Raw genomic sequence first — 14,105 nt, 5'->3', positions numbered from 1 at the left:
ATAGCTATAATAGCTGTAAAAAATGAGCTTTGAGTTAGATAGATTTTAGATTTTCATATATGTTATTATTTATGAAATCCTAAAAGTTAAAGCTCAAAGCTCACTTCTCAAAGCTAATAGCTATAATAGCTTCGAACCATATCCATAAAGCATTTTTCTAATTTCGTTTACTTTATCATTAAGAAAATCATGGCTTTGTATGCTGATGTAGTTTAAATCTTTCGCTAATAATAATTGATACTCTAACTCAGAGGCAGAACCTTTAGCGATTGTTAAAAAACGGTTGAATTCGATATTACTTTCTCGACCACAACCTTCAGCAATATTGGTAGGAATAGATGAGCTAGAACGTCGCATTTGACTGATAAGTCCAAAAAGTTCATCCTTAGGAAAAAGAGTAGTTGTTTTATAAATTTCTAAGGTTAGTAAATGGCTTTTTTGCCACACTTGTAGTTTTTTAAAATCTCTCATTGTAGTATTTTTTAGGTATAAGCATTGAGTTGAATTTGGCATTAAAAACTCAGTACTGAAAGCTAATTTAACAATAATTCATAAAGCAATAATTACTAAAAACAAAAATTAGAAACTAAATAGTACATAACTAAAACTCATTGCTCAAAGCTCAAGGCTGAAAGCTAATTGAAATCAAAAACTAAAATTACATAGCTAAAACTCACTGCTTAAAGCTCAAGGCTCACAGCTCAAAGCTCAAAGCTAAAAATCTAAAACCATGTTAAAAATTACAGACTTAGAAAAGATTTACCGTACTGAAGACATCGAAACGGTTGCTTTAAATAAACTTTCATTAGAAGTAAAGAAAGGTGAATTTGTAGCCATCATGGGCCCTTCGGGTTGTGGTAAATCTACTTTATTAAATATCATTGGTATGTTGGACGACGCCGAGAAAGGTAGCTTTATGTTCAATGGCGAAGAAATCATTCATTTCAACGAGCGCCGCCGTGCTGACCTCCGCAAGCGTAATATTGGTTTCGTGTTCCAGTCTTTCAACTTGATTGACGAACTAACAGTGTATGAAAATGTAGAATTACCGCTTTTATACTTGGGTGTGGATGCTGCCGAACGCAAACAAAAAGTAGAAGCAGTATTAGAAAAAGTACAAATTATGCACCGTAGAAACCACTTCCCACAACAATTGTCGGGTGGTCAGCAACAGCGTTGTGCTGTAGCACGTGCTGTAGTAAATACGCCAAAATTAATCTTGGCCGATGAACCTACAGGTAACTTGGATTCTACCAACGGTAATGAAGTAATGCAGTTATTAACTGAATTGAACGAAGCTGGTACGACTGTCATCATGGTAACGCACTCTGAACACGATGCTCGTTATGCACACAGAATCATACGTTTGTTAGATGGAAAAGTTGTGATGGAGAATATTTTGGGATAAAGAAAGCTATGAGTTGTAAGCTTTGAGCAGTGAGAAGTGAGTTCTCGTTGTCTAAGATAAAATTGCAAAGCTCATCGCTCAAGGCTCATTGCTAAAACTGACAGCTAAAAACCTTTAAAACCATGCTAAAGAATTATATAAAAATAGCTTTTCGCAATCTTTTGAGAAACAAAAGTTATGCTTTTATCAACATTGCAGGTTTGTCTTTAGGGCTTACTTGTGCAATGTTGATTTTCGCCTTAGTTCGCTACCATTTTAATATAGATAAACATCACAGTAAATATGCAAATACTTACAGAATTGTAAGTGAATTTATATCAAGTGAAGGTGGAGAAAACTTCCATACACCAGGCATTCCGTATCCATTCGGGAAGGCTGTTTTAGCTTCGTATCCAGAAATCGAAAACCTTTCGATGACAGAAATACAAGGGGGCTATTTTGTAGCAGTTCCGTCGGGAAATGGCATAGATAAAAAATTTAAAGAAACCGAAGAAGGAGCATTCGTTGAGCCTTCTTTCTTCAAAATTTTTGACTATGAGTGGATTGCTGGTGGTAGTGAAGAGTTGAAAAACCCTAATACTGTGGTAATCAGTGAGAAAAATGCTATCAAGTATTTTGGAACAACTGACGTGCTTGGCAAAATCATTAAAAATGATGGTCGCTTGAGTCTAAAAATCGTTGGTGTTTTTAAAGATTATAAAGACAATACCGATTTTGCTTACCAAGTAATGACATCCTATGCTAGTTTGAAAGAATTTTATGGTTCAATCAACGATGATTTTGGCAGTACCAATAGTAGCACTCGCTGTATTGTTTCGCTGAATGATAAGTTCACTAAAGCTAACTGGGATAAGCAAATGCTGAATTTCGTAAAGAAATACAGACCAGATGAGGTAAAAACAATACGTTACCCGATGCAACCACTCAAAGAAATTCACTTTTCAGAAGATTATGGTGGTGTAAACAAAAACTTAATCCTATCACTCTTTGCCATTGGTATTTTCTTAATCATCACCGCAAGTATCAACTTTGTTAATCTAGCGACTGCTCAGGCATTGAAACGCTCAAAAGAAGTAGGTGTTCGTAAAGTTTTGGGTAGTTCTAAGTCGCAATTGTTCTGGCAATTTATGGCAGAAACTGCTATGATTACCATTACATCCTTGGTGATTTCTTTATTTCTATTCCAATTTGGCGAGAAAATAGCGCGTGAATATTTAGATGGAGCATTCAAATTTACTTTCTATTTCGATGCCTCAGTCATTCTTTATATCGTTGGTATCGTAGTAGCTGTAATTCTGCTTTCTGGAGCTTATCCAGCTTTGGTTTTAGCAGGTTTCCAGCCCGTAATGGCTTTAAAAGGAAAAATTTCTACGCAACAAGTAGGAGGTTTTTCGGTAAGAAGAAGTTTAGTAGTAGTTCAATTTGCTATTTCGCAAATGCTAATCATTGGTATGGCTGTAGTTACTAGTCAGCTATCCTATTTCCAGAATACTGATTTGGGCTTCAAAAAGGATGCAATCATGACGGTTCAGCTACCATTTGTGCCTAGACAAGATATTGTAAAAATGAACACCTTTAAAAACTTGATTTCGGCTATTCCTGATGTTGAGAAAGTAAGCTTTTCAATGTCGGGTGCTCCACAATCTGGTTGGGTTAGTAGTACAAGTCTAAAATTTGATAACCGTCCGGAAAGTGAAAAATGGAGTACACACGCTAAAGGAGTTGATGCCAACTATTTAGATTTATATGGCATCAAGCTAGTAGCAGGTCGAAACCTCTACCCTGCCGACTCTGTCAGAGAAGTAATTGTCAATGAAGCCTTTGTAAAGAAATTAGGGATTAAAGACCCTGCTCAAATCATCGGTAAAAAACTTGCCTCAAGAGGCAAGAATGTAGATATTGTTGGAGTAGTGAAAGATTTTCACCAACAATCGTTGGCAAATACCATTGACCCACTTTATATGACAACCGATGCTACTAATTTTTACTTTGCCAACTTAAAATTACGTTCGGCAAACTATCAGAAAGTAGTTAAATCGTTGGAAAAAGCCTTTAATCAGGTATATCCAGAAAGTTATTTCGATAATCAATTTGTAGACGAAGCCATCCAAAGAGCCTATCAGGAAGAAGAAACCATGGGCAACCTGATTAATTTCTTTGCTTTAGTGGCTATCCTAATTGGTTGTTTAGGGCTATACGGATTGGTATCATTCATGGCTACTCAGAAAACCAAAGAAATCGGTATCAGAAAAGTATTAGGCGCAAGTGTTGGAAACATCTTGGCACTATTCGGAAAAGAATTTGCACAATTAATCATCATCGCATTTGTCATCGCCGCACCAGCAGCTTGGTGGATAATGAACGGTTGGCTACAAAACTACGAATACAGAATTAGCATAGGCGTAGGTATATTCTTGCTTTCAATAGGCACTACCATTTTAATTGCCGGCATTACAGTTGGCTATCGCTCTATTCGTGCATCGTTGGCAAATCCAGTAAAAAGTTTAAGAACGGAATAGTTTTGAATTTGGAGTTTTGAATGCAGCGTGATGAGTATTTTTTTTACCGAAATTCAAAACCCCAAATCCGTTAGTCCTTTAGTCATCAATCCCTAAAACTATGTTACAAAATTATTTAAAAATAGCTTTAAGAACTTTGCTGAGAAACAAAGCATATTCTGCCATTAATATCATTGGACTTTCTGTAGGAATGGCTGTAGCGATGTTGATTGGTCTATGGATTTATGATGAAATTTCTTTTAATAAATACCACGAAAAATACGACCGCCTAGCACAAGTCATGCAAAACCAGACTTGGAATGGCGTAACAGGTTCACAAACAGCAATGCCTTTGCCTTTAGCTCCTGAGTTAAGAGCTAAATATGGTAGTGACTTTAAAAATGTCGTGTTATCCTCTTGGACATTCGAACGTGTTATAGCAGTTGGTGATAAGAAATTCACTAAAACAGGCAATTTCGTAGAACCAAAATTCCCTGAGATGTTTACCTTGAAAATGTTGAAAGGTACACAGCAAGGTTTGAAAGACCCTTATAATATCCTCCTTTCAGAATCAGTAGCTATTGCTTTATTTGGTAATACAGACCCAATCAATAAAGTAGTAAAGATTGATAATAAAACTGATGTAAAAGTAACAGGGGTTTATGAAGACCTCCCTCATAATACTAGTTTGAATGATGTTACCTTCTTATTGCCTTGGAGTTTATACTTGTCTACAACAGAGTGGGTAAGAAATTCACAAGACCAATGGAATAATAATTCGTTTCAAACATTTGCAGAACTGAACCCGCAGGCTGATTTTGATAAAGTTTCTGCTAAAATTAAATATGTGAAGTTCAATCACGACAAGCAAGATGCGGCCAAACCAATGGTTTTCTTGCATCCATTAAGTAAATGGCACTTATATTCAGAATTCAAAGATGGTAAAATTGTAGGTGGACGCATTCAGTTTGTGTGGTTGTTTGGTATTATTGGGGTGTTTGTACTTTTATTGGCTTGTATCAATTTCATGAATTTGAGTACAGCTCGTTCTGAAAAACGTGCTAAAGAAGTAGGTGTGCGTAAAGCTATTGGGTCTATGCGTTCACAATTAATCACTCAGTTCTTGAGTGAGTCATTATTGATTGTAGTTTTTGCTTTTATCCTTACCATTATTTTAGTACAACTTACGCTTCCTTGGTTCAATGAGTTATCGGATAAAAAGATGAATATACTATGGGGAAATCCATATTTCTGGATACTCAGTATTTCATTTTCACTGATTACAGGATTGGTTTCGGGAAGTTACCCAGCATTTTATTTATCATCTTTTGATCCTATTCATGTATTAAAAGGGACATTTCGTGTTGGGCGTTTTGCCGCTATTCCTCGTAAAGTATTAGTTGTTATTCAATTCACCGTTTCGGTTACTTTAATCATCGGAACCATTATTGTTTATCGCCAAATTCAGCATGCTAAGAATCGTCCAGTTGGTTATAGCCGCGATGGGCTTATTGCTATCAACATTAATACCCCTGAATTAGTAGGACATTATGATGCTTTGAGGAACGATTTATTAAAAACAGGCGCTGTTTATGAAGTATCTCAATCGTCAAGTCCGACTACTGGCGTATATTCTAATCAGATAGGTTTTGACTGGGAGAAAAAAGACCCTAATCTTCAAGCACTTTTTGGTGTCATTGCTGTATCGCACGACTATGGTAAAACCGTAGGTTGGCAATTTGTAGATGGACGAGATTTTTCAAGAAGTTTCGCTACTGATACCTCCGCAATGGTTTTGAACGAAGCGGCAGCTAAATTCATCGGCTTTAAAGAGTCTGTTGGGAAAAACATCAAATGGAACGGTAAAAATTATAGAATAACAGGTGTTATAAAAGATATGGTAATGGAATCACCTTACGAGCCCATCAAGCCAACGATATTCTTTGTCAATTATGAATGGGCTAGTTTCTTCAATATCAAACTAAACCCTAAAATGAGTGCTACCGCATCATTAGACAAGGTAGGTGATGTATTCAGAAGATATAATCCTGGTAGTCCGTTCGATTATAAATTTGCCGACGAACAATATGCAAAGAAATTCAGTAGCGAAGAACGCATCGGAAAATTAGCGACTTTCTTTGCTTGTTTAGCCATCTTTATCAGTTGTTTAGGCATATTCGGCTTAGCTTCATTTACGGCAGAACAACGCACTAAAGAGATTGGCGTAAGAAAAGTATTGGGTGCTTCAATATTCAATTTATGGCAATTGCTTTCTAAAGACTTCGTGATTTTAGTAATGATTTCTTTCTTAATCGCTACCCCAATTGCTTATTATTTTATGAATGGCTGGTTGAAAAATTATGAATACCGTTCAGATATTTCGTGGTGGATTTTTGGAATTTCAGGTTTAGGTGCTTTGGTGATTACGCTATTAACCGTAAGTTATCAAGCTGTAAAAGCCGCTTCAGCAAACCCTGTGAAAAGTTTAAGAACAGAGTAGATATAATACTGATTTTTGAGTTTTACCCGCTGATATTGCAGATTAATACCGCGGATTTTCGCTGACAAATAATAGTATTTGCGAAAATCAGCGGGTAAAATCGTACTTGGCAAATCCTGTGAAGAGTTTTAAGTTTTACCCGCTGATATTACAGATTAATACCACTGATTTTCGCTGACAAATAGTATCTGCGTAAATCAGCGAAAAAAATCTCTGAAAATCTGCGGGTAAAACGCTATATCTAAAACATAAAACTTTCAGCATCTTTCAATGATATTACCAACCTAAAACTTTGAAAACCATGTTCAGAAATTATCTAAAAATTGCAATAAGAACACTGTTCAGAAATAAGGTTTATTCGTTCATCAATATCGGTGGATTGGCAGTGGGTATGGCAGTAGCGATGCTGATTGGGCTTTGGGTTTATGATGAATTATCATTCGACAAATACCATAAAAATTATGAAAGTATAGCACAAATCAGAAGACTTGGGACAGAGCCTACTACAGGGGAAATCAGAGGTGGAGAAGCCATGCAGTTTCCAATGGGGGCTTTGTTGAAAAAAACATATAAACAGTATTTTAAACATATTTTACTAGGCTTTTGGGTAGGCGACTTCACGCTTTCTCTCAATGATAAAAAGCTATCAAAAAGAGGTGAGTTTATAGAACCAGGTATTGCAGACATGCTTTCTTTAAAGATGTTAGCTGGAAACTATGCTGCCTTGAATACGCCTAACTCTATCATCATTTCAAAATCAACAGCCGATGCAATTTTTGGGACTACTGACCCAATGAACAAAAGTTTGAAGATTGATAATCGAATGAATGTAATTGTTAAAGGGGTGTACGAAGACATCCCTCGAAACAATCGATTCGGAGATTGTCAATTTTTTTCGCCTTGGGATTTATGGGTATCATCAAACGATTGGATTAAAAAAGCTGAAAACGATTGGGGTAATACTTCATTTATCATCTATGTACAGTTACAGCCAAACGTAACGATGGACGTTGCTAATGCAGGTATTCAAAAGTTTTACCAGCAAAATGGCCCTAAAGAATTGGAGGAGGATATCAAAAAATTCAAGCTCGAAATGCTGTTATATCCAATGAAACAGTGGCATTTGTATAGTGATTTCAAAGATGGTAGACCAGCAGGTGGGCGAATCACATTTGTATGGCTTTTTGGTATTATTGGTGTCTTTGTGTTGTTTTTGGCTTGTATTAATTTCATGAATTTAAGTACTGCTCGTTCTGAAAAACGTGCGAAAGAAGTAGGTGTTCGCAAAGCCATTGGTTCTGCAAAAGGGCAACTTGTTCAGCAATTTATGAGCGAGTCTTTTCTGGTAGTAATTTTAGCGTTTACATTTTCTATTTTATTAGTTTCCTCATCAATAGGATGGTTTAATGAATTGGCTGACAAAGAACTAGCTATTCCATTTACAAATCCTATCTTCTGGTTATTAAACATTGTTTTTATCACCCTCACGGGTTTTATGGCAGGTTTGTATCCAGCTTTTTACCTTTCTTCATTTCAGCCTATCAAGGTATTGAAGGGAACGATTCGTTTAGGACGCTTGGCAGCAATGCCTCGAAAAGTATTAGTTGTTATTCAGTTTACCGTATCAGTCGTCTTGATTATTGGTACTATCGTGGTGTATCAACAAATCCAGCACGCCCGTAACCGACCAATTGGCTATAATAGAGAAGGGTTGATAACAATCCCTATGAACGACCCTAATTACAAAGGAAAGTTTAACATCCTGAAAAGTGAATTGCTGAATACTGGCATGGTGTCGAGTATGGCGCTTTCATCTAGTCCGCTAACAGCCGTTTGGAACAACATGGGTGGATTTAGCTGGAAAGGTAAAGACCCTGAAACAGATTCAGACTTTGGATTAACTTTTGTAACCCACGACTTTGGCAAAATGGTAGACTGGCAGTTTGTAGATGGTCGCGACTATTCAAAAGCATTTGCGACAGATTCTAACTGTATTGTTATCAATGAAACCGCTGCTAAATACTTAGGCTTTAAACATCCTGTGGGGGAATTCATAAAAAATGAAGAAGCCAACATATCATGGCGGGTAATTGGGGTAATAAAAGACATGGTGATGCAATCTCCCTATGAACCTGTAAAACGTGGTTTTTTCAAGTTAGATGCCAACTACGAATCAGGGAGTATGATAGATATCAAAATAAAGCCTACCGTAAGTGCCAGCGATGCTATCCCAAAAATTGAAGCTGTATTTAGAAATATAGTACCCTCGGCATCTTTCGATTACAAATTTGTAGATGAACAGTTTGCTCAAAAATTCAGTCAGGAAGAACGCATTGGCAAACTTGCTACTTTTTTTGCCTGTTTAGCCATTTTTATTTCATGTTTAGGGCTTTTTGGTTTGGCATCTTTTGTAGCTGAGCAACGCACTAAAGAGATTGGTGTACGAAAAGTATTAGGAGCTACTGTAACCAATTTATGGGCTTTATTGTCTAAAGACTTTGTGTTATTGGTGATGATTTCGCTGTGTATAGCTTCGCCCCTAGCATATTATTTTATGAATAATTGGGTACAGAAATACACTTACCACATAGATATTGCTTGGTGGGTTTTTGCAGCGGCAGGTTTAGGTGTTTTATTAATCACCTTATTGACTGTTAGTTACCAAGCCATAAAAGTAGCCTTAGCAAACCCCGTAAAGAGTTTAAAAACAGAATGATATGGAGCACCCCTCCGCCGAGCGATATAATGAAAATACTTTAATCCTTTAGTCATAAATCCTAAAGTCACAAATCTTAAAGTCCTAAAGTCTAAAACCTTAAAGTCTCAGAAACCATGTTCAGAAATTATCTAACAATAGCCTTCCGAAACCTTACTCGAAATAAGGTTTATACGTTCATTAATATCGGTGGATTGGCAGTTGGTATGGCAGTAGCTATGCTGATTGGGCTTTGGATATGGGACGAACTAACCTTTAATCAATACCATAAAAATCATGATCGCATTGCTAAGGTGATGCAACACATCAGCAATAATGGGGAAGTACAAACAAGAGAAAGCGTGCCATATCCTTTAGCAGAAGAGCTTAGGAAAAACTATGGAAGCGACTTTAAGCATGTTGTCCTCACGATGAACGATGTATGGAATGTATTAAGTTATAGCAATAACAAATTTTTAAAAGTGGGTTCCTATATAGAACCAGAAGGCTTAGCAATGCTAGGAGTGAATATGTTAAAAGGTTCTCGTGAGTGCTTAAATGACCCTTATTCTGTCATTTTATCCGCTTCGGTAGCTCGTGCACTTTTTGGTAGTACAGACCCTCTAGAGAAAGTGATTAAAATGGATAACCAGTATGCTGTAAAAGTTACGGGTGTTTATGAAGATTTCCCTGTTAATTCTACTTTCCATACAGTCTCTTTTATTGCTCCTTACAAATTATTTAATACTCGTTACGAATGGGTTAGAACAATGGGCGACCCTTGGCGAGCAAATGCATTCCAAGTGTATGTTCAACTTTCAGAAAATGCCGATTTCGATAAAGTGTCCTATAAAATTAAGGATGCAAAGTTGAAAAAGGTCAATGCAGAATTGGCTAAATTAAAACCTACGCTATTTCTACAACCAATGAGCAAATGGCATTTATATTCTGAGTTTAAAGACGGTTTTAATATTGGCGGACGGATTCAATACGTTTGGCTTTTCGGTCTCATTGGCATATTTGTATTGCTTTTGGCTTGTATCAATTTTATGAATTTAAGTACTGCCAGAAGTGAGAAAAGAGCCAAAGAGGTAGGCGTTCGCAAAGCCATTGGCTCTGCACGTAGCCAGTTGATTTCACAGTTTTTTAGTGAATCATTCGTTGTGGTGACTTTTGCTTTTATCTTATCGCTATTTTTAGTGCAATTGTCTTTACCATTTTTCAATGAGCTTGCCGATAAAAATATTACGATTCTATGGTCAAATCCTTTATTTTGGTTAGCAGGAATAGGCTTTAGCTTATTTACAGGGCTAATTGCAGGTACTTATCCAGCCTTTTATTTATCATCATTTCAGCCTGTTAAAGTACTGAAAGGTTCTTTCAGGATTGGGCGCTTTGCATCCATGCCCCGCAAAGTGTTGGTAGTAATGCAGTTTACGGTATCCATTACTTTGATTATTGGCACAATTGTAGTTTTCCGCCAAATACAATATGCCAAAAACAGACCCATTGGTTATGAAACAAATGGACTGGTTTCATTACCACAAGCCATCAATGAAATTCATAAACATTTTGATGTAGTAAAAGACGAGCTATTAAAATCAGGAGCCGTTGTGAATGTTTGTGAAACCTCTGCACCGACTACAGAAAGTTGGTCATCTAGTAGTGCATTCAGTTGGCCAGGGAAAGACCCTAATCTATTAGCAGAAATTCCTAACATTGGTATTTCGTACGATTATGGTAAAACGATAGGCTGGCAAATGAAGGAAGGTCGTGACTTTTCTAAAAACTTTGCTTCAGATTCTACCGCCGTGATTTTGAATGAGTCGGCTGTGAAATTAATGGGTTTAAAACAGCCAATCGGCAAAGCAATATCATGGTTTCAGCAACCTTTCACGGTAATTGGAGTAGTAAAAGATGTAATCATGCAATCGCCTTATGAACAAGTAAAACCTACTGTATATAATTTCACGAAAGACGATGTATCGTATATCCTCGCTAAAGTAAATCCTGAAATAAGTGCAACGATAGCCTTGAGTAAAATTGAAACCATCTTTAAAAAGTATAATCCTTCACAACCCTTTGATTATAATTTCGTCGATGAAGAATATGCCAAAAAATTCGATAATGAAGAACGTATCAGTAAACTAGCTACCTTCTTTGCTATTCTTGCCATATTTATTTCATGTTTGGGGCTTTTTGGCTTGGCGTCATTTGTAGCCGAACAGCGTACCAAAGAAATTGGTATCAGAAAAGTATTGGGGGCTACTGTCTTTAATTTATGGCAATTGCTATCAAAAGATTTTGTGGTATTAGTGTTACTTGCTTTTATGATTGCCACTCCCCTCTCCTATTATTTTATGAATAATTGGATTCAAAATTATGCTTACCACACAGACATTTCTTGGTGGATATTTGCGTTGACTGGTCTCGGAGCCTTGTCAATTACCTTGCTGACTGTCAGTTTTCAATCAATTAAATCTGCCCTGATGAATCCAGTAAAAAGCTTAAGAACAGAATAAATGGAGTGTTATTAGATGTTTTGTAATTCTCTAACAAAAATCCTAAAGTCATAAAGTCCAGCATCCTAAAGTCCATAATCTTAAAATCCTAAAGTCACAAACCTTAAAGTCACAAAAATCATGTTCAACAATTATCTAAAAATTGCATTTCGTAATTTACTGAGAAACAAGGTTTTTTCGGTGATTAATATTCTTGGGTTAGCCCTTGGCATGACGTGTAGCCTAATGATTATGCTTTGGGTTCAAGATGAGCGAAGTGTTGATGCTTTTCATGCTAATAAAAACCAATTGTATAGAATTTACATGAAGGAATTTTTTAGCGGAAAAACACAAGGAGTAATCTGGACACCCGGACCCTTAGCAGAAGAATTAAAAAGGGTAATTCCTGAAATACAAATGTCAACCGCTTTTTCTTGGCCTAGTAGCCAAACGTTTATGGTGGGCGATAAAGTAAATAAACAAGAAACTAACGTAGCGGGAGCAGACTTTTTTAAAATGTTCAGCTTCAAGTTATTACAAGGGAACGCCCAAACTGCTTTAAAAGACCTCAATAGTCTTGCTATTTCTAGAAAAATGGCTGAGATATTTTTTGGTAGTCCAGAAGCAGCCATTGGCAAAACAATCCGTTATGATAATCGTAATGATTTAGTTATTACGGCTGTTTTTGAAAACCTACCGAAAAATAGCACCTTGAAATTTGACTGTTTACGTAGCTGGGATGCTTACGTTATTGATAATGAATGGGCCAAAGATTGGGGCAGTACAGACCCTCTGACCTTTTTTATGATTCGACCAGATGCTAATCCTACGCTAGTAGCCAATAAGATTAAGCATGTACTAGATAAATATAGAAAGGGCTTGGATAAAACTGAATTGGCCATGCAGCCCTTTCATGAATACTATTTGAATAGCAATTTCAAAAATGCTGAAATGGAAGGAGGACGCATTGAATACGTTCGTTTATTTAGCATTGTGGCAGTTTTTATTCTATTAATTGCCTGTATCAATTTTATGAATTTAGCTACGGCACGTTCGGCAAAAAGAGCCAAAGAAGTTGGCGTTCGTAAAGTAGTGGGGGCTGTTCGTACTGCCCTAATCAAGCAATTTATCGGCGAGGCTATGTTGCTTACTATTTTTGCGATTACTATTTCTGTCCTACTGGTTACGCTATTGTTACCTTCTTTCAATAGCCTTACGGGGAAAGCAATCGTTTTACCTATCAATGAAATTTCATTCTGGAGTTTATTAATAGTCCTGACTTTTATAACGGGTATTGTTGCTGGTAGTTATCCTGCATTCTTTCTGTCGTCCCTCAATCCTATTAAAGTATTAAAAGGTACGTTGAAATTCGACTCAGCATCTACTTGGTTAAGACAAGGCTTGGTTGTTTTTCAATTCTCACTTTCTATCATTTTGGTGATAGGCATGATTGTAATCTATCGCCAAATAGATTATATCCAACACAAAAACTTAGGTTTTAACCGTGAAAACCTTCTCTATTTTCCTGTAGAGGGCAACCTGAATAAGAAATATAATATTCTAAAAGAAGAAATCTCGCACCTTTCAAGCATCAAATATATATCACACATGACTGCCAATCCCGCAGGTATTGGCGACGGTACAGAAGCAATTAGTTGGCCAGGCAGTAATCCTAATGATAAAATAAGATTTACCCCAGTGGGTGTTGGGTACGATTTTGCGAAAACGATGAATCTTGAAGTGATAGCAGGCAGAGAATACTCAAAAGATTTTGCATCAGATTCATTAGGATTTATCATCAACGAAACGGCACAAAAGGCAATGGGTTTTAAAAATCCTGTTGGCGAGTCTGTTACTTGGGGTAGAGCAAAAGGTAGAATCATTGGAGTAGTGAAAGATTTTCACTTTCAATCTTTACACACGCCTATCAGACCCATGATTACTTACCTGAGCGATAGATATAAACAAGGCAACATCATTGTGCGTGTAGAAGCGGGCAAAACGGCTGAGGCTATTGCCCAATTAGAAGTGTTATGCAAAAAAATAAATCCAGAATATCCATTTACTTATTATTTCACCGACGAAGAATATGCCAAACAATACAGAAGCGAGCAAGTAGTAAGTACTTTATCCAGCCTGTTTGCTTTCTTGGCTATTTTCATTTCAAGCCTTGGACTTTTTGGGTTGGCGGCTTTTATAGCTGAACAGCGTACTAAGGAAATCGGTATCAGAAAAGTATTGGGAGCGTCTGTACTGAGCCTTGTAAATCTTCTCTCAAAAGACTTTTTAAAACTGGTATTATTAGCGTTTCTAATGTCTGCACCGCTTGCTTGGTATGTATCTAGCAACTGGTTGCAAGGCTTTGCTTACAGAACTGAAATCTCATGGTGGATTTTTGCTGTAGCTGGTGCATTGGCTTTGTTGGTTGCCATATTAACAGTAAGTATTCAAGCGATTAAGGCGGCTTTGATGAATCCTATAAAGAGTTTAAAGACAGAATGAT

At 36.8% G+C, this 14,105-nt stretch carries 7 protein-coding genes; 6 read left to right on the top strand and 1 reads right to left on the bottom strand.

The genetic code is table 11. From position 1 onward, the window contains the following. Positions 1-120: 120 nt before the first annotated feature. On the bottom strand, positions 121-471 hold the full coding sequence (locus tag AC1RNE_RS13840; RefSeq protein ID WP_492801546.1) for a four helix bundle protein: 351 nt from the start codon (positions 469-471) through the stop codon (positions 121-123). A 259-nt stretch (positions 472-730) separates the two neighbouring features. On the opposite strand from AC1RNE_RS13840, the gene AC1RNE_RS13835 reads away from it, so the two are divergent. From AC1RNE_RS13835 to AC1RNE_RS13810, 6 genes are all read left to right on the top strand, one after another. Next, on the top strand, positions 731-1,408 hold the full coding sequence (locus AC1RNE_RS13835; protein WP_309922375.1) for an ABC transporter ATP-binding protein: 678 nt from the start codon (positions 731-733) through the stop codon (positions 1,406-1,408). 122 nt (positions 1,409-1,530) lie between these two features. Continuing rightward, the gene (locus AC1RNE_RS13830; RefSeq protein WP_492801544.1) at positions 1,531-3,927 is read left to right on the top strand and encodes an ABC transporter permease; all 2,397 of its coding nucleotides are present in this window, start codon (positions 1,531-1,533) and stop codon (positions 3,925-3,927) included. Positions 3,928-4,027: 100 nt separating this feature from the next. Then, a complete protein-coding gene (locus AC1RNE_RS13825; RefSeq protein ID WP_492801543.1) occupies positions 4,028-6,406 on the top strand; it encodes an ABC transporter permease in 2,379 nt (792 codons plus the stop codon). A 301-nt stretch (positions 6,407-6,707) separates the two neighbouring features. Then, positions 6,708-9,122 (top strand): ABC transporter permease, encoded by a 2,415-nt coding sequence (locus tag AC1RNE_RS13820; protein WP_492801541.1) that lies wholly within the window; start codon positions 6,708-6,710, stop codon positions 9,120-9,122. 116 nt (positions 9,123-9,238) lie between these two features. After that, positions 9,239-11,623, top strand: a complete 2,385-nt coding sequence (locus tag AC1RNE_RS13815; RefSeq protein WP_492801539.1) for an ABC transporter permease — start codon at positions 9,239-9,241, stop codon at positions 11,621-11,623. Between the two features lie 120 nt (positions 11,624-11,743). After that, positions 11,744-14,104 carry an ABC transporter permease gene (locus tag AC1RNE_RS13810; protein WP_492801537.1) on the top strand — a complete coding sequence of 787 codons (2,361 nt, stop codon included), beginning with the start codon at positions 11,744-11,746 and terminating at the stop codon, positions 14,102-14,104. The last annotated feature ends 1 nt before the right edge of the window (position 14,105 follow it).

The sequence above is a fragment of the Arcicella sp. GW822-FHT02H01 genome, from assembly GCF_058802005.1.
This window is presented reverse-complemented; position numbering and strand designations above follow the sequence as displayed.

What these genes read in the sequence shown, in the direction of transcription:
- AC1RNE_RS13815 (WP_492801539.1), top strand. Translation starts at nt 9,239, where the DNA reads ATGTTCAGAAATTATCTAACAATAGCCTTCCGAAACCTTACTCGAAAT.
- AC1RNE_RS13830 (WP_492801544.1), top strand. Translation starts at nt 1,531, where the DNA reads ATGCTAAAGAATTATATAAAAATAGCTTTTCGCAATCTTTTGAGAAAC.
- AC1RNE_RS13825 (WP_492801543.1), top strand. Translation starts at nt 4,028, where the DNA reads ATGTTACAAAATTATTTAAAAATAGCTTTAAGAACTTTGCTGAGAAAC.
- AC1RNE_RS13835 (WP_309922375.1), top strand. Translation starts at nt 731, where the DNA reads ATGTTAAAAATTACAGACTTAGAAAAGATTTACCGTACTGAAGACATC.
- AC1RNE_RS13810 (WP_492801537.1), top strand. Translation starts at nt 11,744, where the DNA reads ATGTTCAACAATTATCTAAAAATTGCATTTCGTAATTTACTGAGAAAC.
- AC1RNE_RS13840 (WP_492801546.1), bottom strand. Translation starts at nt 471, where the DNA reads ATGAGAGATTTTAAAAAACTACAAGTGTGGCAAAAAAGCCATTTACTA.
- AC1RNE_RS13820 (WP_492801541.1), top strand. Translation starts at nt 6,708, where the DNA reads ATGTTCAGAAATTATCTAAAAATTGCAATAAGAACACTGTTCAGAAAT.